The sequence below is a fragment of the Bacillus sp. FSL H7-0578 genome (assembly GCF_038630855.1).
GTDB lineage: Bacteria > Bacillota > Bacilli > Bacillales > Bacillaceae > Bacillus > Bacillus safensis.
On record NZ_CP152045.1, the window covers coordinates 3517670 to 3541131 of the forward strand.

Below are 23462 nucleotides of genomic sequence, written 5' to 3' on the forward strand. Positions count from 1 at the left end.
AAACTAAACCTCCGAGTTTCTTGTTCTAAAAAACAATTTTATTCAAATAATCATCAATACCATTTTTTCAAAACTTTATATATTTGTTGGTTTAAACGTTCTTCAGAATTAATATTAAAACGTTCCCGGTACTGTAAAATTAAGCTTACTACACCTGTAATATGGGCACTCGCTAAAGAGGTACCACTTTCAATCGCATAGTTGTTATGAGGCTTTAGAACTGGTATATCCACACCAGGGGCAGCAAAATCGTAATTTCCTTTAGATGAAAATTCAGCTACCTTCTTATGCTTATCCACAGCGGTTACAGAAAAAACATTCTCATAAGCAGCTGGGTAATCCATTTTCCTTCCATACTTATTACCAACAGCAGCTACTATAATTATGTTTTTTTGTATTGCTTTGTCTATAATTTTCTTAACAGATGGATCATCTTTCATTAATCCAAAACTAGCATTGATAACATCAATTTTATTATCAATACACCATTGAACAGCTTTAACAAAATTTTTTATTGAACCCTTGCCTTTTGAATCTAGAATTTTAACAGGATATAACTCTACATTCTGCGTTATACCCACAAGTCCAATTTCATTATCATTAGCTGTGATTATTCCAGCTACAGCAGTACCGTGCCCTAAACTGTCCTCTTGTTCTCCTCCTGTACCAATTGTGTTAAGTCCTTTTTTAACTTTACCTACCAAATCAGGGTGAGTCCCATCTATCCCACTATCAATTATTGCTATTCGTACACTTTCTCCTCCTCTATTATTTTCCACATATTTTTTTGTTAGCTTTATGCTCCATGGAATCTGTTGATGAATATTATTAGTGAAGTTTAAATTTTTTGAGTGCAATTCAAAACACTTAAAATAAATTAAAAGAACTATTAATATTATCAAAAATCTTTTTATCAAACTATTGATTCAACACCACTCCTTTTTTCATATATTATTCTATATTATGGTTTTGAGTCAATATAAAACCAAAAATGTTATATATTAATATATGGTGGTTTACAATAAAAATTTATTGAATAAATTCAAACTAAATATTATGCGTTGACGTCTATTATATATACAATATATGAGTAACCTTTATTAAATAAAGGTTCTTTTACAATTGATGGGGGATTCATTTTCATGAACAGCAAGGAAAATCGTTTTCGTTATATTTTAGGATTAGATGGACTAAGAGCCGTTGCTGTATTGGCAGTCATTGCTTATCACTTACATATCGGACCCGCAAGCGGCGGGTTTCTTGGCGTTGATTTATTTTTTGTCATTTCTGGTTACTTGATTACAACGATCTTGTTACATAAGCAGGATTTAGGCTATCAAGAGCTTTTGCCATTTTGGATGGGACGGATCAGGAGGCTTCTTCCAGCCGCTTACATCATGATTTTTATCACCGTCAGCTGGTGCGCGATTGCTGGATCAAATGCATTATTGTCCATTCGTGGCGATGCCATATCGTCCTTTTTTTATGTCAGTAACTGGTGGTACATTTTTCACCAGCTTTCATATTTTGATAGCTTCAATGCCCTATCTCCACTGAAAAATTTGTGGTCTCTGGCAATAGAAGAGCAATTTTATATCATTTGGCCGGTACTGTTGATTGCAGGGCTGAAATGGGTAAAAAACAGATCCCATCTTCCTATGATCACCTTTGGACTTGCACTTGTCTCTGCCTTATGGATGGCGATTCTTTATTCACCAGATACCGATCCAAGCAGGGTTTATTATGGAACAGATACTCGTGCATTTGCGCTCCTGATTGGATGCAGCCTGGCATTTGTGTGGCCTATGCAAAGACTATCCAGCAAAAGATTACTTCCTGTTGGCAGACGTATTTTACATATTGCCGGTTTCGGTTCGTTTGCGATTTTCCTTTTTTGTGTTTATGCAGTGGACGATTTCGATGCCTTTCTCTATCAGGGCGGCATGCTTTTATTCTGTCTGAATGCGGCCATCTTAATTGGGTGCGTCTGCCACCCTGCAAGTCTTATAGGGAAATGGCTGTCCTTTCAGCCGCTCGTCTGGCTTGGTAAGCGGTCTTATGGTATTTATCTGTGGCATTATCCCATTATCGTACTGACCACACCGGTCATTGAAATTGGACAGCCTTCCATAGCGCGTGTCACATTGCAGCTCATCGCTATTTTACTAGTTGCTGAGGCTTCCTATCGCTTCATCGAACAGCCGATCCGCCAGCATGGCTTCAGACAATATTTTTCCTCTTGGTCTATTTGGAAAAAAGGAATCAAACAGTGGTCTACATCTAATAAGGTGTTCCTTGGGATCACCGCAGCTCTTTTGATCTTATTTATCATTGGCATGTCTAACTCGTCCACTTCCTCCCCACATGTGAAGGAAGTGACGCAAATTAAGACAGCACCGAAAAAAACAGCCGAACCATCGGAATCAAAAGCGAAGAAAAAGAAAGAAAAGCACGAGAAAAAAGCAGCTGATCAAAAACAATTTCACCAAGTTCTTGCCATTGGTGATTCTGTCATGCTAGACATTGCGCCGAATCTCGAAAAAGCATATAAACAAATCACCATCGATGGGAAAGTTGGCAGACAAATGAACGAAGCCGTCAGCATTGCCCCTCAATACAAATCATTTAATCAATCTGATGCCGCTGTTATCATTGAACTCGGCACAAATGGTTATTTTACTGAGGACACGCTGAAAGCATTCATTCAAAACTTTTCTAAGGCACATATTTTCCTAGTGAATACGAGGGTTCCAAGGTCATGGGAAAATGATGTGAATGCGGTCATTCAGCGAGTGGCTGATCAAGATCAAAATGTCACCTTGGTCGATTGGCATTCAGCCGCTACTGGACAGCCATCCTATTTTCAGTCCGATGGTGTCCACCTTTCAAAAAAAGGTTCTGACACACTGACACAGCTCATCACAGCAAGCATTAAGAAAAAAGGGGATGTGTCAACGTCATCATAAAAAGACTAGCAGAATGCTAGTCTTCTTTTATGCCGTCAAAAGGCTGGCCCTTATCGCTAATGTCTGCTCTTCCCCTGTTTTTTGATCCACCAAAGCAAAATGCCCGTTCTCATATGCTAGTGAAAATAATTCTTCAATATGAAAAATCCCTGGCTGAAACCGCCTGCTCAATAAATGCAGGGCCGCAGCACAGGCGACTTGAGCTGTTGCTTGAGACTCGTCGTGTCCTTTTATTCCAAGTGCTGCATGATGAACCTTTTTCCCATCCGTCCCTGCCGCTTCCACTTTGACCGCATATTGATCTGTTCCCACTTGAGAAGATTGTATCATTGAAATGGCTCGATCCTTCATTTTCGGTAATGTAAGGAACGACGTCAGTCCAAGGCTCCTTGTAAAGGCCAATGCACCCGTCGCTAGACGTGAATCAAAACAAAGCCTTGTCGTCACAGATGGCACATGAATTGTGGAAGGCAATGTCTGTTGATCAGAGAAGGGGAATCGATAGGCATACCGCTTTCCAAGCTGTCCACCAAAGTTGACCGGTCTGCCTCCAGTAAAGCTTTTCACTCTTTTCTGCTGATCATGTTCAGTGAGTTCATATTCAGTATGGACATGATCAATCGTCCATTCAATCGCGGCTTTTCCATGCTGATCCCCCAATCCAAGCATAATCCCAATATCTATTTGATCCACTGATGAAAGCATAGAAGCCGCTTTCGCAGCTAATAAATTTGTAAGACCGGGCGCGAGGCCTACACTGAGCAAAGCCGTTGCACTGATTTGCTGCTGATCCAGCTGTGCCATTTGCTCCATATACGCCCCCTTTGCAGAAATATCGATATAATCAATGCCTGCCCGCAGAACGGTTTCAGCAAATGACGTGTCTTCTTGATCGAGACACATGATCACCAGCTTTGTTTCATTCATCCAGTCAGAATCTAATGGCTTTCTAACATCTAGTTTGTAAGGACGGACTCTGCCTTTGGTCTGCTGTGAAAATTGTTCAGCCTTCTCATAGCTTCTCCCCGCCGCAACAATTTGCCCTTTATACACTTCACTTAACTGAAGACATATTTGCTGTCCGACATGTCCATAGCCGCCAATTACCATTACCTGTGATCTCATCTCTCATCCGCCTTTCTACGACCTCGCTTGCAAACAAGCCCTTTGATCATTCCTGCCTGAAAATAAGGTCTGATGTCTCGAAACCCCGCCTCAATTAAATGTCCCCTCATTTCCTCCTCAGGCACAGGATATGTTGCACGTCCCAGTCTGTCATGAAAGGACGAAAACACTTCTTTTCCTAGACCTTGCCGCTTCATGAAAAGAGACAGCATATGAAGCTCTTGCTGAAATGCGCTGGAATTCATCTCTCCTTGTATAAATGCGAGTACAAACGGGGCCCCTGGTTGAAGCCTTTGTGCAATCTCCTGTAAAAATGGCAGCCGATTTTCTACAAAATGAATCACGAGCAGGCTCACTGCGGCATCGTAAACAGCTTCAGCAGACACCTTGTTTAATGCGGTCTCATACCATGTGACACGCGTCTCCATATGGAGCTTTGAAACCCGCTGTTTCGCCATATCCAGCATAGATGCAGACGGATCGACTCCTGTGATGAGCCAGTCTCCTTTTCTCTGAAGCATGTTGATGATCTCTTCGCCCCCACCCGCTCCGACAGTTAGAATACGAGAGGCCGCTCCCTTTATTTCAGTTTCTAATACATCTACTGTTAACTCATGCAAAAGGTGATAGCCGGGTACTTTATGTGAAATCGTTGCTGCGTATGATTCAGCAACAGGGTCGTGCCAATGCTGGTTTCCTTTCATATGATTCTCCTCCAGTTCCTTTCCGCTTTCCATCGTTTCCTGTACACTAACGATATGACACCTTTATTGTAAAAAGAGGCACCAGAAAAAACGATCCCTAAAAGTGGGGGTTTTTGAGGAGGAGATCCTGTGGTCAATCCAGCCACTCATTTTCAGCAGCTAAGGCAGCACATTCGGGACGAGCTTGCTGCTGTCATTGATTTTGATGCCGCCTGTATCACAACCATCGATCCAGCCACTCTCCTCTCGACAGGTTCCTACACTGATGAACCGATTGAAGAAATTCATGACCAGCTCTTTCAAAATGAATTTTTAAAAAAGGACGTGCATCAGCATGAGTTTCTAGCCAAAGGCCCTATTCATGCTGCGAGTCTCGTCCAAAGCGGAGAATATCTGAGCAGCGAGCGCTATCTGCATATTTTAATACCAAACGGTTGGTCTGATGAATTGCGGGCAGCCCTTGTGATCCAAGGAGAATGCTGGGGTATCGCCAGTCTTTATCGTCAACAGGGCAAGGAACCTTTTCAGAAGCGAGATATACAAGCAGTCATCGATCTAACACCGTCACTTGCAGCCAAGCTGAGAGATGAGATTTTCAATAAATGGGCCACTGAAGATGATGATGCGGCGGAGCAGCAAGGATTTCTCATTCTTACAACTCATTACAAGCTTCTTTATGGAAATGAGACAGGGCTCCATTGGCTTCGTACATTTCAAACCTTTGAGCAAATCCATGACCAAGCTGTCATGCCCCGCCCGTTCAGAGCATTAGGCGCTAAACTTTTATACGGCGGTACCGATCAAACAGCAGCAAGCATCACAAGAATGCCTACGGGGGTCTTTCTTTCCCTTCAAGCCTTTCGATTGGCGCAGGCTGACAGGCAGGAGGAGGCTGTCATGATTCACATCAAACGAGCCCAAACAAATGATATTCTTCCTTATGCAGCGAAAACGTACAGGCTGACAGAAAGAGAGATGAACGTCCTCGACTGCTTATTAAAGGGCCAGTCGACAAAGGAAATTGCGAGTACGTTATATATTTCACCCCATACCGTTCATGATCATGTGAAAGCGATGCTGCAAAAGACGAATTTAAGCAGCAGACGTATGCTTGTTTACTTTTTCTCCAATATATAAAAAAGCGGCTACCGCACTGGCAGACCGCTCTTTTCTTATTTTCCTAAAACCAGCTCATGCAGGACATGTGCTACTCCGGCTTCATTATTAGATTTTGTTACAACATCTGCTACGGCTTTGACATCATCAATGGCATTTCCCATAGCGACGCCGCAGCCCGCAAACTCTAGCATTGAGACGTCGTTCCCGTTATCACCAATAGCCATGACTTCTTCACGAGGAATTCCCAGCTCCTTCGCTAGAAGCTTCACGGCATTTCCCTTACTCACATCAGGATGCAGGATTTCAAGGAAGAAATCTGTACTTTTCACCATCATATACTTTTCCTTCACTTCAGATGGGATGGCTTGTATCGTTTTTTCCAAACGTTCTGGCTGATCAATATACATCATCTTCGGAAGCCTCATAGATGAATCTGCCTCTTCGACAGGTAAATACTTAAGCGGCAGTTTTGTTAAATAGGATTCAAGAACTGTGTATTCACTAATATCGCGATTCGGTGTGTATAAATTGGCTGAATCGAAATAATGCATCGGTGTATCCAGCTGACGGCTCAAATCATATAAAGAAGCTAAGTCATCATAGGATAATGTCAGCTCTGACACCACTTCATTTGTATGGCTGTTTTGAACGAGTGCTCCATTATACGCGATCACATAATCTCCCTCTTGATTAAGCTGAAGATCAGCTAAATAGCGATTTACCCCGCCAATCGGCCGGCCTGTACATAAGACAATTTTAATTCCTTCTGCCTTAGCCTGTTGAATGGCTTCAAACACTTCATCCGGCACCATATGTTGATCATTTAATAACGTACCATCCATATCAATTGCGACTAATTTATACATTCACTGGTCCCCTTTTCTCAGCAAAAACGTGCTGTCACTATTTTGAGCCACCATTACGATGATGACAGGTTATTTCATTACTATTTACCTATTTTAGCCTATCGTTTTTTCTTCACGCTGTCTACTTGTTCATATCTGTAACAAATATCACATGAGTCTACTCTATTATAACGCATTCTATTCATCGCGCTGATCCCCCATTTGAAACTAGTAAAACAGAACAATTGTCCACCACTATAGAATGTTTTGAAACGAGTAAATCTAATTGTATGATGGATAGCAAAGAAAGGAGGTGCAGGGAATGATTACGTTTACGAGAGGTAAATTGTCAAAAATGTCTGGTGTACATATTGAAACCATTCGTTTTTACGAAAATGAGGGAGTGCTCCCAGAGCCAAAGAGAGCACATAACGGCTATCGTCTATATGATAAAAAATATGTACTCATGCTGTCATTTATCACGGAAGCGAGAAAGCTAGATTTCTCGCTTAAAGAAATTCGTGAAATTATCAAATCACTTTTCGAAAAAAAGTCAAAAACAGAAGCTGAACAGCTGCTCGAGCAAAAAGTCGAAGATATCCAGCACTCTATTCAAGAGTTAAAAAAAAGGAAGGCAGCTATTCAATTGTTAACAAAGCAAACATTAGCAAATATCAGCTGATTGTAAGGGCTGCCAAAGGTGTGCCGGTGTTGATCACTGGCACACCTTCGCTCAGGTATCTCAGTACACGTTCAATGAAAACATCGGTTATACTAGAGTCAGCTTAAACGAGTGGAAGGGGTTTTGAGAATGAACATCGCAACCATCGGAACAGGTATCATTGTGGAAGGCTTCCTGCAAGCGGTTGAACAGCTCGACGGTGCTTCTTGTCACGCTGTCTATTCAAGAAAGGAAGCAACGGCAAAGAAGCTCGCAGACAAATTTGGGGTGCAGACAACTTATACGGATCTAACTGCTATGCTAGAAGATCCCCACGTAGAAGCCGTTTACATCGCATCACCGAATCGTTTACATAGCGAGCATGCAACGAAAGCATTGAAACACGGAAAACATGTGATATGCGAAAAGCCTTTCACCTCTAATGTGAAAGAGCTGGAAGCCTTAATCGCTCTCGCAAAGGAAAAGCAGCTTCTCCTATTTGAAGCCATTACGACCGTTCATATGCCAAACTATCATTTGATCAAAAAGCACCTTCATCAATTAGGTAAAATCAAACTGGTTCAATGCAACTATAGTCAATATTCAAGCAAATATAATCAGCTGCTAGCCGGCGAAACGCCAAATGTCTTTAACCCTGAGTTCTCTGGAGGAGCGCTGATGGATATTAACATCTATAATGTCCATTTCATCATGAACCTCTTTGGATCACCAGAGCAAGTCCGATATCAGGCAAACCGCCATCCAAACGGTATTGACACATCTGGTGTTTTGACGTTCACTTACAATGATTTTATTGCGACAAGTGTCGGCAGTAAGGATACAAGCAGCATGAACTTTGCATTGATTCAAGGAGAAAAAGGCTTCATTCATGTGAAAAATGGGGCGAATGGGTGCGAGGAAGTGCTGCTGCATGTTGATGACAGGGTCATCTCACTCAATGCACAAACGAATCCAAATCGGCTGTTTTATGAAGCAGAAGCTTTCCAGCAGATCATTGAAACAAAAAATCATGCACAGTGCTATGCATGGCTTGATGAAAGTCTCTCCGTGATGAAAGTTCTTGATGCCGCAAGAAAAGATGCAGGTATTGTTTTCCCAGCAGATCAAATTTAATGAAAAAAACCGCCTTCTATGAGAGGGCGGTTTTTCACGATTAAATACTCTTTGAATACGCCACAAGACGCTGAGACATGTGATTCACTTCATCGACTGCAGCATTCACTTGCTCTGTTAAAGCAGCCTGTGTTTGCGTAAGAGCTGTCATATTCGAGATATTTTCAAGAATTTCATCAATTTGTGTTTTCATTTCCGTTAAACTAGATTCGATATTTTCCGTTGCATTGGCACTATGCAGCGCCAGCTTCCGTACTTCATCTGCAACAACAGAGAATCCGCGGCCCTGTTCACCAGCTCTAGCTGCTTCGATTGCAGCATTCAGACCAAGCAGGTTCGTTTGGTTCGCCACTTCTTTGATTAAGTCAGAAATGTTTTTCGTCTCATCTGCACTATTTTTTGCTAGATTTGCGGCAGACGTTGACTGCTCTTGAGCAACAGCAAGCTCCTGTGCTTGATTTGTCACAGAGCTAATGCCCGATACCATCTCGCTAATAGAACTTGAAAGCTGTTCTACTTGTGAAGCCATTTCATTCGCTGTTTTCTCTTTGTTTTTTTCTAACGTGATGTCACGAATGGTTCCTGCTACACGAAGAGGAACACCTTTTTCATCACGAATGGTTTCACCACCCGCATGATACCAGCGGTACTCCCCATTTTTGCGCTGCAATCTGTAATCAATATCAAACGGTGTGCGTCCAGAGTGGTCATTTAAATGATCTTCAAAGGCTTGAAGAGCCATTTCTTGATCTTCAGGATGCAGACGGTCGCTCCAGCTGCTTAACACGTTCGGGAAATCTTTTTCGTCTGTAAAACCAAGCGTTTTTCTGAACTGCGGAGACCACCAAAATTCGTTATTTGGATTGACTGGATCACCGGCCTCTACCACCATGTCCCAAGGAGCTTCGACAAGCGCACGGTTGATTAAGTCATATCTTGTGACGAATGCTTGCAGCTCTTCTTCTTTCAATTTCTGATCATGGATATCAAAAAGAGCTCCCGCCACACGAAGAGGGACACCATTTCGATCACGAACGGTCGTTCCAGTTGCTTTGAACCAGCGATAATCTCCATTTTTTAACTTTAAGCGATATTCGATATCATATGGCGTACGCCCTGAATGATCCAATAAATGCGAAGAAAATGCATCTAATGTATATTCTTGTTCATCCGGATGTATTCGAGATGCCCAGCTGTCTAATAGATTTGGAAAATCGTGCTCATTTTGAAAGCCGAGCATTCTGCGGAATTCATCCGTCCATGTGAATTCATTTTTTGGATTGACCGGGTCTCCAGCGATGACGACCATATCCCATAAGCCAACTTGAATGGCTTTTGTCACTAATTCCACCCGCATTTGAATATTTTCATGTGCTTCCTGCATCTTTTGCAGCGCTTCATTCATTTGTGCCACTGCTTCTATTGTTTGGCTAGAAGAAAATGCAGCAGTATCTAATCTTGCTGAAAGGTCTCCCTTTTCGATTCGTTCTATTAATTGGCTGCTTTCACTCAGAAGGATTCCAGCCGATGAATCATTTGCTTTTTTCATAAACATCTTTCATAACTCCTTTCAACTCTTACATTTTTGAAATATTTTACAGTTATAAACAATTCTTTATTAGGACTTTAGTAATACAAAAGATATATCGACAAAAACTGAAAATTGTTTATGTCATAAATAAGGCAAATGTTCATTTATTTGAAGTTTCATTTTTAGAATATGGATGAAATAAGGGAATTATGGATATAAGTATATGTTTTGATAGAATCAACCACTATTTTTGTCTGAAAAATCTCTTTTTTTATATTGACACTGACGTCTTGAAAAAAGAAAATGGAACATAAGCATTTTTAAAAAAGGAGAACGTCATGAGCGCGAATCAGGAGCAACAAGAATTAAAAAAGCTTTTATCACCGCGTCACATTCGCATGATTGCGATGGGCGGGGTCATTGGTACAGGAATCTTTAAAGGAAGTGCCGATACAATTGGTTTAGCAGGCCCTGGGGTCATTTTTTCCTATGTATTTGCTGGATTGCTGCTCCTCATTGTGATGGCAGCATTAGCCGAAATGGCCATTGTGTATCCGGGAAATAATCTTCGCGACCTTATACAAATTGCGCTTGGTCAACGTTTTTCATTTGTCGTCGGCTGGGTTTACTGTTTTATGTGGCTCACTGTATGTGTCATTGAGATTATTGCAGCTGGCAGTCTGCTTCAATACTGGCTGCCGAACGTGCCGCTATGGTCACTATGTTTACTTTGTTCACTCTTAGTCATCGGAATTAACTTAAATAATGTAAAATACTTTGGTGAAATTGAGTTTTGGTTCGCTGGAATGAAGATTTTCGTTATTATTGTCTTTATTATTCTTGGTGCAGCATTATTATTTGGGATCATTCCAAACGAACAAAGCACACCAGCCTTTACCAACTATCAAAATTTCGTCCCGAACGGATGGGGTGCGATCTTTGCATCACTTTTAGTGGTTATTTTCTCTTATGGAGGCTCTGAATTGATCGGGCTGACCATTACTGAAACAAAGGATGCGGAGAAGGTCCTGCCTGGAGTAGTCAAAAGTATGATGTGGCGGATTATCTTATTTTACACATTGCCGATTTTGATCATCTGCGGCCTTATTCCTTGGAATCAAATTGACCCAAATAACAGTCCTTTTGTCCAAGTCTTCTCTGCTGCTGGTATGCAAGGCGCCTCTCACTTTATTAATTTCGTCTTGATTACAGCCGTTCTATCTGCGGCGAATTCCGGAATTTATGGAACGACGAGAATGATTCATTCTCTGGCTAAATCAGACGGCGGTCCGAAAAAACTGGCACAGGTCAACAAAAGAGGCGTACCCATTTTAAGTTTATGGGTTACCGTTCTATTTCTTCTTATCGGAACATTTTTTGCTTACTTATATCCGGACCAAATTTTCAGCTATATGCTGGCTATTCCTGGTTTTGCTGTTTCACTCATTTGGATCAGCATTTGTCTGGCACATCTGAAACTGCGTCCAAAATATCCACAGGAGCCGTATTTCAAGGTGTGGCTGTTTCCGTATCTAACTTTATTTGCAGGTCTTGTACTCAGTTTGAGCTTTGTTTTGTTCCTATTCAGACAAGAAAACCTGCCTAGCTCCATTATCAGCATTGGTTTCTTAGTCGCTGCCATCATCGCTTCATTCTTAATGAAAAAGAAGGCTTAAACGCCAAAACCCGCCGAATTGGCGGGTTTTTTTATGAGCTGCTATCTTCTGTTACCTCAAAATCAACCGACGCTTTTGGAATGCCGTTGATGATAATCGTTAAAGTATGGGTTCCCTCATAGTGTTTTCTCGTCGTCATATTTTGAAAGGACTGAGACCTGATAAATTCTCTATGTAACGCTGAACTTGTTTCAAACTCTGTGATTTTAAATACCTTTTGATTGCGGGTACCCCGAGCTTTGACATAGTCTATGGCATACTCTACACGCAGCTTTAGTGGCTTAGCGGCCTGAAGTGTAAATTGAAAGGTCATTTTCTCTCCAATACGAATAGGGTCCTGCACTACCTTCAAATCTGTTACTTGAACAGATGGATCATCCCCATAGCCAAACAAAGCCATGATATCTGGATCGCCTTTTTTTAGTAAGGTACGAGATGCATGTTTGATGATCCAGTTCGTATGTTCATTCGTTCCATACCAGCTTTTAGCCGTTTTCTTCATCAAATCAGGCTGAATTGCAGAAATATCATTTAGGTGGTTCGCTACACTTTTTTGCACATAGCGCGCTGGGTCCGACTTCAAGTTTTCTAAAATAGGCAGCGTAACCGAAGGATTCTTTTTAAGCGCAGGAACAGTTAATCCCCATGGCAAACGTGGTCTGCATCCTTCACTAGCCAGCCGCCGAATATGCTCATTTTGATTCTGTGACCATACAAGCATTTGCGCCAGCATTTTGTCTTGATCCTGAATCAGAAAAGGCCGAACGGCAAATTCAGAAGTGGAAAAAGGCGTAAAGAATTCGAGCGCCTTGATCGAGATATCCCAATGTGCTAGGCCATATGTTTCGACGTAGTCTGGAAATACAAGCGCACTAAGTCCTGAAAAATGCGGGGCTGTCTGACGTAGCACCTCAATCGCCTGCTCATAATCCTTAGGCAGACAGGCATGCATTGATTCAGTGACTCTTTTCATTCTGCCTTTTAACTCAAGCTGCTGCCAATCCTTTTGAAACACAAGCCGCTGGAATTCTTCAGCATCAAACCCAGTCGACGCTTGTGCAAGTTTCTCCGCTATTTCTTCAATAAATAATTCATGATAAACGTGTTTTAATGGTTCGATCGTGTCCGCCTCCCGCTTCTCAATATCTTTATTTTACCCCAATCTGACAAAGGTGGTATTGCCAAAAGCAAAAACAGCCCAATTCCGAAGAATCAGGCTGTTGCGTTTCACTATATAAACATATTAATGATCATAATAAATGCAATAGCACTAACAGAAATGATCGTCTCCATAGCCGTCCATGTCAAAAACGTTTCTTTAATGGTCATACCAAAATACTCTTTGATCAGCCAAAAACCAGAGTCATTGACGTGAGACAAAATCAACGAACCCGCCCCTGTTGCTAACACTAGAAGCTCTCTGCTCACATCCGGCATAGTTGCAGCAATCGGTGCGACAATACCTGCTGCCGTCATCATGGAGACCGTAGCAGAACCTGTTGCCACACGAATAACCGCAGCAATCAGCCAGCTAAGCAAAATTGGCGAGATTGGCGAATGCTTGGCTAAATCCGCAATATATTCACCAACACCCGAATCGATGAGCACATTATTGAAAGCCCCGCCTGCTCCAATGACAAGCAAAATGGAAGCAATCGGTCCTAAACACTCATTACTAAAGGAAAGCACCCGGTCACGGCTCATTCCTTGCACAAAGCCAAGACTGAAGAAAGAATACACCGTTGCAATCAGCAGTGCTGTAATTGGATCTCCAATGTACTTAAATACCTGATACCAAATATTGTCCTCTGGTAAAATAATATCCGCCAGTGTGGCAAGAAGCATTAAAATCACTGGCACCAAAATCGTAAACATCGTATTTGCAAAGCCGGGAAGTTTTCGATCTTCATTGCGTTCAGTAAATTGCTTTCTCAGCAGCTCTGGAACTGGTTTATGAATCCGCTTTCCAATCCACTTTCCATACAGCGGCCCAGCAATAATAGCTGTCGGCAAACCGACAATAATGGAAAAGAAAATGGTTTTCCCCACGTTGGCATGATAGATGCCGACAGCTGCCATGGCAGCTGGATGAGGCGGCACAAGACCATGAACGACAGACAATCCAGCAATGAGCGAAATCCCAATTGTCACGAGCGAGATGCCCGTTTCAATCGCAATCGTAAACAATAAAGGAATGAGAAGAACGAATCCGACCTGAAAAAAGACAGGTATTCCCACAATAAAGGCAACAAACATCATCGCCCAATGCACATTTTTCGTTCCAAACCGGCCGATTAATGTGTGAGCAATCCGCTCAGCTCCACCTGATTCAGCCATCATTTTCCCGAGCATGGTTCCAAGCGCTAGAACTATGGCGAGCAATGATAACGTATTGCCTAACCCCGTTTTGATGGATTGAATGATTTCCTGCAGGTCCATCCCTGTGGCAAAGCCGACTAACATAGAGGTAATAATTAAACTCACAAACGGATTCAACTTAGCAACTGTTATGAGGATGAGTAAAAGGACAATTGCGGCAATCACGATGAATAAAAGCATGCTCTCCCACCTTTTCCCTGTTGTTTAATGATTTTGTTTTAATTGAAGCGCACTAATGACATCAAATTCATCCTTGAGTTTGTCATAGAGACGCTCATATAAGTAAAACAGTTCTATGTATGTTTCATTGTTCTCCATATTGGGTTCATGACGGGCAGAGATTCGAATCCAATCTTGAACCTCTTCTATCTCTTCCATATAACCTAAACTATGAAGTGCGAGGACAGCCGCCCCAAGTGCTGATGCCTCGTAGCTTTCTGGAACAAGTACTTCCCTGCCCATCGTATCCGCTAAAATTTGCCGCCACAGCGGAGATCGCGCAAATCCGCCCGACGCCCTGACATCCTTAGCTGAACCGGTTAAATCCCTTAAGGCCACACCGATTGAGAAAACACTCATAATGACGCCTTCTAACACAGCTCTGATAAAATGCTCCCGCTTATGCTGAAGACCAATCCCAAAGAAAGTGCCTCTCGCATTTGGATTCCAATAAGGTGCTCGCTCACCTGTTAAAAATGGCAGAAACAGCAGCCCCTCTGAGCCGGCTGGAACTTTTTTCGCAATGTCAATCATCAGGTCGTAAGGGTCCACTCCAAGGCGCTTTGCTACCTCTACCTCCGAGGATCCAAATTCATCCTTCAGCCATCTCAGCATGATCCCGCCATTATTCGTCGGTCCTCCAACCACCCAATGCTTATCAGTCAGCGCATAGCAGAACGTTCTTGATTGTTCATCTGTTATTGGTTTGTCCACGACCGTACGGACTGCACCGCTTGTCCCAATCGTGACAGCCACCTCACCTTTTCCAATCGCTCCCACACCTAAGTTCGCTAGAACCCCATCATTCGCACCAACAACAAATGGTGTATCTTCCGCAATGCCCATTCGCAGGGCGATCTCTGGCTGAAGCCCTCTCAGCTGATACGTCGTGGGAACAAGTTCAGACAATTGATCAGCCTCGATTCCAGCAATTCGCAGCGCCTGCTCATCCCATTGAAGCGTTTCCAAACGGAACAGGCCCGTTGCTGAAGCGATTGAATAATCGACGACATACTGACCGAAGAAATGATAAAGAATATATTCTTTGATGGAAATGAATTTCGCTGCCTTCTTGAAGACATCAGGTGCCATTTCCTTGATCCACCGTATTTTTGAAAGCGGTGACATTGGATGGATCGGCGTGCCGGTTCTTTTATACACTTGGAAGCCGTCCATGTCTGAAGTGATTCGCTTCGCTTGTTCTGCACTTCTGTTATCTGCCCAAATGATACTGTTCGTTAACGCCTTGCCATCCTTATCCATCACAATCAAGGAATGCATCGCTGTACTAATCCCGACGCCTATGAGATGTTTTGCATCAAATGCTGCTTTTGTCAACGCACCTCTTACACTTGCAATGACGGCTTCTAATATATGTTCAGGGTCCTGTTCAACCCATGCTGGCTGGGGCTGAATGAGATCATAAGGAACCGAATGCTTTGCTATCACTTTCCCCTGTGGTCCAAACAGAACCGCCTTTGTACTTGTTGTTCCAATATCCAAACCAATTACCGCCTGGTTTCCCTTCATCTGTATCACGCCCAATCATTGATTTGAAATCATATTTTATTGTTTTGATATAGCTGTTAAATCCCATTATAGGAATAATTTTTTCGACATTCAACGACTAAAAAGAAAATTATTTTCACTTAAAAGCTCAAAATCGTTACCACAACGGCATTTTTCACTAATAGAAAAATTTATTTTTGAAACCATTACACCCTTTTTTGTGAAATGGTTTCTCTCATTTGTTTTAAATTTGTTAAAGTTTCCTGCTGTCTTAAGTGAGCAAGTGCAAAGTATAGTACGTCAATGACAGTGAGCTGAGCAAGTCTTGCAGACATCGCTTCTGTTCGAAAAGCCGTTTCTTGCGTCGAAGTATACAACGTGACATCAGCAAGCTGGCTCAATGGGGAGCGCTGATAACTTGTAATACCGATGGTTTTCGCTCCTTTTTCCTTTGCTGTTTTCATTGCATCGAGTAAATCTTTATTACGGCCAGAATGAGATATACCAATCACTGTACTGTGCTGGTCGAGAAGACCGGCAGACATCGCTTGAAAATGAGAATCGGTGTGAACAATGCAGTTGATGCCTGTCCTCATAAATTTATGAAAAGCATCTGTTGCAATGAGTCCGGACCCGCCACTCCCATAAAACTCTAAGCGCTTTGCTTCATGAATGATTTGTATGGCTTTTTCTACATCTTCTGGATTCAACAATTGAAAGCTATCCTTTAATGCGGTTATATTCGCCTGAAAAACCTTTTGCATAAAAATGGCCGTATCATCATCAAGACTCATTTCTTCATCTACATAATCAGGCTTTGTTTGATCTATTTCCTGGGCAATTGCAATCTTCAAATCTTGAAAGCCCTCAAATCCAAGCCTTTTACAAAGACGAAAAATCGTTGCCTCTGAACTCGCTGTTTTTTTGGCAAGCTCGACAATTGATAAATGAATAATGTCGCCAGGTTCACTTGTAATATGTTCTGCAATTCCTTTCAGCTTTGGCGGCAATCCTCTGCTTGCTGCTCGTATTTTTTCAATACTACTTAAACTGACAGAAGCCAATTGACTTCACTCCTTCCTTATTCATGTGAACGCATACATTTCCTCATGTTCCCATCTTATAAAAAAGAAGCCTGTTTGCACAGACTTCTTTTTTTATGAATTCATCGTTTTGATCAATAGATCAAAAAAAGCTTCAGCATCTACATCTGTACACACTTGGACATTGCGCTCTTTCTCCCATTGGTGCTGGAAATCACAGATCATTTGACCGTCACAAAACTCACTCTTCGTCTCCACTTCTACATGAAAAGCCTGTGTGCTTACAAGCTGCTTGTTAATGGCGAGACTTACAGCAAGCGGATCATGCATGGCACACGCCCACACACCATTGCGCTCAAAATAGCGCTGTCGGTAAATGCTTGTACTCTCTCTGATATAAGCTGCCAACGTTTCATTTTGAATGGCATCGATTCTCTCATCCGTTAACAAGACCTGTCTCGTGACATCTAACCCCACTTGAGTCAATAAAGGGAATCCAGCATCCAGCACCAATTTCGCTGCTTCTGGGTCTGCATATGTATTGAATTCCGCAACTGGTGTGACGTTACCCTGCCCCTTCACGACACCACCCATAAAAATGACCTCTTTCACATGATGATTCAGCTCAGGGCATTTTTTTACCGCAAGGGCTAAATTCGTTAAAGGCCCTGTCAACACAAGCGTGACCTGCTTCGAATACTGCAGCACTTGTTCAATGATAAAATCAGGCGCAAAACCAGCATCTGCTGTTTTCTTTGGCCGGGCATCCTTTAAAGCCCCGCCAATTCCATCCTCTCCGTGTACCCGATGTTCATAATGAGGCACTCTTAAAAGAGGGGTTGCTGAACCTTTAATGACAGGAATGTTATCTGCTTCAACCAGCTCAAGCACTTTACACGTATTCAATGTAGCCGCATCAACAGACACATTCCCGCATACAGTTGTAATCCCCAAAATATCAAACTGCTTACTTTTCACTGCCAGCAAAATCCCAATCGCATCATCGATTCCAGTATCTACATCTAAGATCAATTTCTTTGTATTTGCCATAGCTGAAATCTCTCCCTTTTAATAGTGTTGTTAGGTGAATGATAGCATATGCCTGTTTCAACTATTTGGGGAATATTAGCAGGTTGATTTATTACTCTTTTTCTCCAATATCTTTCAGATACTGTTCACGTTCTTTTTCTGAAAGACTATTTAGAAAATCTCCTTTTACTTGAGGATCAAAGTCATCCCAGTTTTCAAAGTGATCTGATAAATCAGGGGAATGACTCATCGAACCTATTTCATTAGATTTGTATATTAATGATGCTGAAAAATGGTATTTATCAGGCTCATTATTTATATATCCATCAACTGTGACATAACCCATAGGGCTTATAGATACATTTTTTTAAAGGTGATGGTTTTGATAAAAGTGTGAATATCTTTTTCATGTAAACGTTCTTCAATTTTTGGTTTCATCTTTTCAGCAAATTCTTCCACTTTTTCTTGATTGCTTTTTTCTTTCACCTCTACATTTACATTTGATTGACCTTGCTTATTGTGCTGAACGATTAGCGAAATTACTGAGACAAGAATGATCACAACTAATACAGATACAAGTTTTATTGTATATTTCATGTCTAACACTGCCACCTTTTTATGAATGAAACATAAAACAGGGAGATTAATACCTGTTTTACTCTTTTTCCCCAATGTCTTTGAGATACTGTTCGCGTTCTTTTTTAGAAAGACTATTTAGAAAATCTTCTTTTACTTGAGGATCAAAGTCATCCCAGTTCTCAAAACGATCTGATAAATCAGGATCATAACTCATTGAACCTATTTTTTTAGCTCTATATTGTAAAGAAGCTGAAAATCCGTACTTCTCCGGTTCATTATTTATATAGCCATCGATTGTAATATCCCCCATAGGATTGATAGTCACTTCTTTTTCAAACGTTATGGTTTTGATAAAGTGATGAATATCTCTTTTGTGTAAGTGCTCTTCAACCTTAGGTTTCATCTTCTTTGCAAAATCTTCTGCTTTTTCCTGATCACTTTTCTCTTCCACTACATCATCTGACAGACTCTTATTAATGTATTCTACAATAAACACAGTTACTGAAATGATGACGGCCACAATTATAATAGAAAATTTCATTGTATTTCTCATAAAAAGCAAAACTCCTTAATGGATTTTTAATCCATCGACTAATGAAATTGACAAAATAAAAACAGGTAGGCATGTACCTGTTTTACTCTTTTTCTCCAATGTCTTTAAGATATTGTTCACGTTCTTTTTTGGGGAGGCTTTTTAGGAAATTCTCTTTTAATTCCGGTTCATCTTTATATTTTTCCCAATCCCTGAATCGAATTGATAACTCGTATGAATAACTCATTGAACTAATTTCATTAGTTCTATACTTTAAAGATGCAGAAAAATTGAACTTCTCAGGTTCATCGTTAACGTATCCTTTAACAATAATATAGCCCATAGGACTAATGGTAACTCCCTTTTTAAAAGTTATATCTTTGATAAATCGATGGATGTCCATTTCATGAAGGTCTTCTTCTATTTTCGGTTTCATTTTTTCAGCTAGTTCTTCTGCCTTTTGTTGATCATTTTTCTCTTTTTCTTGCACAGTATTCTTTCCTCCTGAATCGCTAGTTTTATTTTGCTTATCATGTTGGATTAAAAGCACTGCCACCGATATGATTATTATTACAATTAGAGCAAATAAAACCTTTAATGTATTTTTCATTAGCAACTATATCCACCTTTTAAAAATTTAAAATATATTTTTAAACTTTATGCTCTTTAAATCCCAGACCTTAATAGATATTTAATAAACTATATAATATAATTATTATGATAAATATTACAGGAGTGACAGTTTTGTCTAAAAAGATATCAAGAATTATGCTTAGCGACGAAGACTACAATAAAATTTCGGACGAATCCTATAAAATAGAAAATTATAGTGATTCAAACATGATAAAAATAAGTAATGGTAACAACATGTACGTCATTGATTATAAAGAGACGGAAAAAGGGCTCAATGCCTTAACTCTTGTTTCTGAAGAGGATTTCACTCGATCTAATGGAGGCAAAGACCTCACCAAAATCAAAAACGCCGTCATCGCATACCGTGGTTCTGAACCGATTGGTGCAGGCCAATATAAAGATACCATTAAAAAACATGGAAAAAAAGAGTCAGATGATCTTCTTTCTACCATTTTGACGAAGCTGCCTCCTTTTAGTAGAACGAAGGGTTCACAGGAAGTGACGACTAAGTTGACTACAGGCACAACCACCTATACAAATGAAATTGTTCAAGATTGGATGGTTTCAGATACAAAGTATTTGATTAAAAATATCCCTTTTGAGCATGGTGCAGAGAATCAAATGGTTCAAGCGGATCGATATGCGAAAGAAATACATCAGAAAATGCCGAATGCCAAAATGTATGTGACAGGTCATTCACTCGGCGGGTCAAATGCGTCCTATGTTCTTGTCAAAAACGACTTTATTCAAAGCGGGGTCACATTTGAGAATCCGAATATTTATCCAAATCTATCGGATGGCCTACAGGCTAAAGCATTAAAAGGCGATTACCGCAGTAGATTAACAGAATATATCAATCTCAATGACGGGCTTTCTCTTTTAAATCGGCATACGACAGAAATTGGTCGAGTGAAAGTGATGTATGATGCCGCTCTCCCCGAAGGCGTCGATTACTCCGAGGACTCCTCAAAAGCCGTTCAATTCATGAAAGACCTCCTCAATCGGGCAATGAGTGTGAATCCTTCACTGGATGCGAATTTATTCCTTGAAGCAATCGCTGGCAGCCATGGCTTAGATCGTTATACCTTTTCGGCAGACGGCTCCGTTCAAACCATTGATGATATGTTGAGAAAAAACCCTTCACTTACCACGGCCATGTTACAGCAGTTGAGCCAATCAAATGTTGATCCGCATAGTGTGGTGGCGATTTTAATTAAGTCCCACGTTCTCATGAACACAGGGCGTAAATTCTCGACATATGCCGATCACCATATGCAGCAAATCATTCGCAAAATCGAGAAACTCGATGACAAAGTGGATCAATCTGTGGAACGGGTACGCTCAAGGTATAAACAAATTGTTGGCTTTGGTTCATATGATCAGCTGACGGCTTCAGATGTGGATGCTGTGATTCGCCACTTAAAAACAGAGGGTCTTGAGAATGAGTTCTATTCGGTCAAAAAGTATGATACAGCGATTGATAACGCTATGAATTTAAAAAGATGGCTGGACTCAATATCAGATGATATGAGCGAGCTAGGAAAACAATACCACGATGCAGATACGACCCTGGCAAAGAACATGGGTATTTCTTAAGGAGAACGACAAATGGAATTTTCAAAGAAACAACCAACAGATGCAGATCGTTTTTTGCAAAGAATGACAGATACGCATACAGCAAGCTCCATCTTCTCAAAAGCAAACTTTGACACGGAAGACATGACACCAGCAGAGCTGGCAGCTTTGAAAGCAAAGATCAAAGAAGAACAGAAAACAGCACTTATCAGAGCCATCCGGCATCAGCTTCAAAATGAATTTGCAGAAGATCGCCAAGAAGCCGAAAAAATTTTAGATCTAATTGACGACCTTCTGGTCAAAGTGTATAAACAGCAACAGCGCATCCATACGCACATGTCAGGTGAAGCCATAGACGCCTTAATAGAAAAAATTGAACAAAGACTCAAATTTTACGAACTAAAAGAAGATGTTCAATCTGCTATCAACTCGATTGGTATTTAGATGAACCTTCCATCCGATGAATCTTTTCCCTACCTCACTCGTATATACTAAAAGAGTGATTGATTTGAAAGGAGATCTGTTTGTGGGATATATTTTGTTATTTTCGGTTGTGATCGGTCTTGTCTTGACCCTTTTGCTCACACCGCTCAGGTTGATCGTTAGAAAGAAAGGGACAGAGCAGCAGGTGCCGCTCATGTGGATTGCTGGCCTTGCTTTGCTGTTCATGATCGGTATTTTTGTTTTCTATTACATCACCAATTTAGACCGTAACCCTTCATCTCTATGGCTGATTGGACTTGTTGTGACAGCAGCAGGCGCCTTTTTGTCGGTTGGATTGGAGCGTAAAATCAAAGGAGTGCTGTTTCTTATTTTATTGCTGCTCGGTGTTTACATGGCGACAGCTTTTCTATTCAATGCGAATGAGAAATTCGATGTCTCCAAAATGGAGCAAAAAGTAGAAATCAAAGCATTTGATGAAAAAGAAACACCTGCGAGTGTGCCGCCTCAATTTGCCCGGAACAAAATGAAGAAATCGTTCGGACAGGTGCCAAACACAAGCTACTATGAGCTTGGCAGCTTGCAAATTCAGAAGGTCAACGGTGAGTATGTATACATCGCTCCAGTGGAGTTCTCGGACTTCTTTAAATGGATTCGTGCAGGCAGCACGCCGGGTTACTTCACATTAAGTGCGACCGACTCCTCTGCTAATCCAAAGTTCGTGAAAACGGAGATGGTCTATACGCCTTCCTCCTATTTCAACAAAGAAATTGAGCGGCATATCCGTCTCCAGTACCCAGATTTGATTTTCTACGGCGGTACACAGCTGGAAATCAATGATGACGGCAAGCCTTATTACATTCAAACGTATGGCGATTTCATCTCTGCCCGAAACGGCTTTAAAGCTTCCGGTGTCGTCGTTGTTGATGCCAAAACGGGTGCAACGAAGAAATATGCTCTAGATCAAGTACCTGCCTTTATCGACGGTGCTGTTTCACCAGAGGCAGTCAGTCTGCAAAACAGCTATTTCGGAAACTATATTCACGGGTTCTGGAATAGTATGTTTGGAAAGTCAGATGTAAAGCTGCCTTCAGATGAAGGAACGGAAGCCAATGTGAGCCCGGTATTTGATTCAAAAGGAGATATGTATTACTTCACAGATTTCACAAGTCCGAAAGAGGGCGTTGATTCCATGCTCGGATATGCCCTGACCAATGCCCGAACAGGAAAAGCGACTTATTATACCGGAAATCTTGAAGAATCCTATATGGATTCTCAGGGCGCTCTGCAAATTATTGAGAAACGATTCATCGAGAAGAAATGGAAAGGGCGCATGCCGATTCTCTATAATTTCTATGGAGAAGCCAGCTGGCTCACACCGGTTCTCGATTCAAATGGATTCCTGCAAAACTACTTTATCGTTTCTGCAGCCAATCCAGAAATCGCTGCGTATGCTTCTACACCAAACGAAGCACTGAGAGCCTATAAGACAGCTCTTCAAAAAGGCGGCGGTACCGTTAACAGTTCCTCTAAGCAGGAAAAGAAAGAAGCGGCAGGGAAGGTCAAACGAGTCTACAAAGAAAAGACCGGTGATTATACAACCGTCACCTTCCTGCTAGACGATGGAAAAAGCTACACTATGTCATCTGAAAAGGAACCTCTCGTCATTTATTTAAAAGAAGGCGATCAGGTCACCATGAAATATACAGATACAGGTGAGATTTTCCTTCCAGTCTATGAAATCAAAATTAAAGGGTTATAA

The 23462-nt window shown here is 41.3% G+C and carries 20 protein-coding genes and 1 pseudogene; 8 read left to right on the forward strand and 13 right to left on the reverse strand.

Translation table 11 applies throughout. The annotated features are described in order from the left end of the window. Window positions 1-53: 53 nt before the first annotated feature. A complete protein-coding gene (locus MHB41_RS18125) occupies window positions 54-917 on the reverse strand; it encodes a S8 family peptidase (RefSeq protein WP_176544447.1) in 864 nt (287 codons plus the stop codon). Window positions 918-1142: 225 nt separating this feature from the next. On the opposite strand from MHB41_RS18125, the gene MHB41_RS18130 reads away from it, so the two are divergent. Further along, entirely contained in the window at window positions 1143-2966 is a 1824-nt protein-coding gene (locus MHB41_RS18130) for an acyltransferase family protein (RefSeq protein ID WP_081125306.1), read from the forward strand. 27 nt (window positions 2967-2993) lie between these two features. Here MHB41_RS18130 and MHB41_RS18135 read toward each other — a convergent pair whose 3' ends face one another. Together MHB41_RS18135 and MHB41_RS18140 are read right to left on the reverse strand one after the other, a co-directional pair. Next, window positions 2994-4091 (reverse strand): saccharopine dehydrogenase NADP-binding domain-containing protein, encoded by a 1098-nt coding sequence (locus MHB41_RS18135; RefSeq protein ID WP_098677077.1) that lies wholly within the window; start codon window positions 4089-4091, stop codon window positions 2994-2996. Then, window positions 4088-4795, reverse strand: coding sequence for a class I SAM-dependent methyltransferase (locus tag MHB41_RS18140; RefSeq protein ID WP_098677076.1), 708 nt, complete (start codon window positions 4793-4795; stop codon window positions 4088-4090). The genes MHB41_RS18135 and MHB41_RS18140 overlap by 4 nt, the downstream gene beginning before the upstream one ends. Window positions 4796-4924: 129 nt before the next feature. On the opposite strand from MHB41_RS18140, the gene MHB41_RS18145 reads away from it, so the two are divergent. Then, a complete protein-coding gene (locus MHB41_RS18145; RefSeq protein ID WP_098677075.1) occupies window positions 4925-5932 on the forward strand; it encodes a helix-turn-helix transcriptional regulator in 1008 nt (335 codons plus the stop codon). Window positions 5933-5967: 35 nt separating this feature from the next. Here the strand turns inward: MHB41_RS18145 and yidA are convergent, their stop codons facing one another. Beyond that, the gene (gene yidA, locus MHB41_RS18150) at window positions 5968-6780 is read right to left on the reverse strand and encodes a sugar-phosphatase (RefSeq protein WP_046312710.1); all 813 of its coding nucleotides are present in this window, start codon (window positions 6778-6780) and stop codon (window positions 5968-5970) included. Window positions 6781-7081: 301 nt separating this feature from the next. Here yidA and MHB41_RS18155 point away from each other — a divergent pair, with 301 nt between their 5' ends. Together MHB41_RS18155 and MHB41_RS18160 are read left to right on the forward strand one after the other, a co-directional pair. After that, window positions 7082-7441, forward strand: a complete 360-nt coding sequence (locus MHB41_RS18155; protein ID WP_024423948.1) for a MerR family transcriptional regulator — start codon at window positions 7082-7084, stop codon at window positions 7439-7441. Window positions 7442-7570: 129 nt separating this feature from the next. Next, window positions 7571-8554: a Gfo/Idh/MocA family oxidoreductase gene (locus MHB41_RS18160; RefSeq protein ID WP_098677073.1), complete on the forward strand. Its 984-nt coding sequence runs from the start codon at window positions 7571-7573 to the stop codon at window positions 8552-8554. Window positions 8555-8594: 40 nt separating this feature from the next. Here MHB41_RS18160 and MHB41_RS18165 read toward each other — a convergent pair whose 3' ends face one another. After that, a complete protein-coding gene (locus MHB41_RS18165; RefSeq protein WP_041118306.1) occupies window positions 8595-10109 on the reverse strand; it encodes a PAS domain-containing protein in 1515 nt (504 codons plus the stop codon). A 314-nt stretch (window positions 10110-10423) separates the two neighbouring features. Here MHB41_RS18165 and MHB41_RS18170 point away from each other — a divergent pair, with 314 nt between their 5' ends. Continuing rightward, window positions 10424-11761: an amino acid permease gene (locus MHB41_RS18170; protein WP_065214981.1), complete on the forward strand. Its 1338-nt coding sequence runs from the start codon at window positions 10424-10426 to the stop codon at window positions 11759-11761. A gap of 31 nt (window positions 11762-11792) precedes the next feature. On the opposite strand, the gene MHB41_RS18175 is transcribed toward MHB41_RS18170, so the two are convergent. From MHB41_RS18175 to MHB41_RS18210, 8 genes and pseudogenes are all read right to left on the reverse strand, one after another. Beyond that, the gene (locus tag MHB41_RS18175) at window positions 11793-12776 is read right to left on the reverse strand and encodes a hypothetical protein (RefSeq protein ID WP_254001497.1); all 984 of its coding nucleotides are present in this window, start codon (window positions 12774-12776) and stop codon (window positions 11793-11795) included. 215 nt (window positions 12777-12991) lie between these two features. Beyond that, on the reverse strand, window positions 12992-14320 hold the full coding sequence (locus MHB41_RS18180) for a GntP family permease (protein ID WP_034281397.1): 1329 nt from the start codon (window positions 14318-14320) through the stop codon (window positions 12992-12994). A 24-nt stretch (window positions 14321-14344) separates the two neighbouring features. Further along, a complete protein-coding gene (gntK, locus tag MHB41_RS18185; protein ID WP_024423954.1) occupies window positions 14345-15889 on the reverse strand; it encodes a gluconokinase in 1545 nt (514 codons plus the stop codon). A 185-nt stretch (window positions 15890-16074) separates the two neighbouring features. After that, complete coding sequence (locus MHB41_RS18190) at window positions 16075-16932, reverse strand: MurR/RpiR family transcriptional regulator (RefSeq protein ID WP_120207986.1); 858 nt, start codon at window positions 16930-16932, stop codon at window positions 16075-16077. Between the two features lie 93 nt (window positions 16933-17025). Then, on the reverse strand, window positions 17026-17961 hold the full coding sequence (locus MHB41_RS18195; RefSeq protein WP_268481244.1) for a nucleoside hydrolase: 936 nt from the start codon (window positions 17959-17961) through the stop codon (window positions 17026-17028). A gap of 91 nt (window positions 17962-18052) precedes the next feature. Next, window positions 18053-18537: pseudogene (locus MHB41_RS18200) on the reverse strand (DUF1433 domain-containing protein). Between the two features lie 58 nt (window positions 18538-18595). After that, window positions 18596-19072 (reverse strand): DUF1433 domain-containing protein, encoded by a 477-nt coding sequence (locus MHB41_RS18205; protein WP_070326210.1) that lies wholly within the window; start codon window positions 19070-19072, stop codon window positions 18596-18598. A gap of 82 nt (window positions 19073-19154) precedes the next feature. Beyond that, entirely contained in the window at window positions 19155-19661 is a 507-nt protein-coding gene (locus MHB41_RS18210) for a DUF1433 domain-containing protein (RefSeq protein ID WP_070326284.1), read from the reverse strand. Window positions 19662-19795: 134 nt separating this feature from the next. On the opposite strand from MHB41_RS18210, the gene MHB41_RS18215 reads away from it, so the two are divergent. The 3 genes from MHB41_RS18215 (at window position 19796) to MHB41_RS18225 (ending at window position 23462) form a co-directional block, all read left to right on the forward strand. Continuing rightward, window positions 19796-21280, forward strand: coding sequence for a lipase (locus MHB41_RS18215; protein ID WP_326847871.1), 1485 nt, complete (start codon window positions 19796-19798; stop codon window positions 21278-21280). A 12-nt stretch (window positions 21281-21292) separates the two neighbouring features. Beyond that, window positions 21293-21703, forward strand: a complete 411-nt coding sequence (locus MHB41_RS18220; RefSeq protein ID WP_061110298.1) for a hypothetical protein — start codon at window positions 21293-21295, stop codon at window positions 21701-21703. 82 nt (window positions 21704-21785) lie between these two features. Then, window positions 21786-23462 carry a hypothetical protein gene (locus MHB41_RS18225; protein ID WP_268481246.1) on the forward strand — a complete coding sequence of 559 codons (1677 nt, stop codon included), beginning with the start codon at window positions 21786-21788 and terminating at the stop codon, window positions 23460-23462.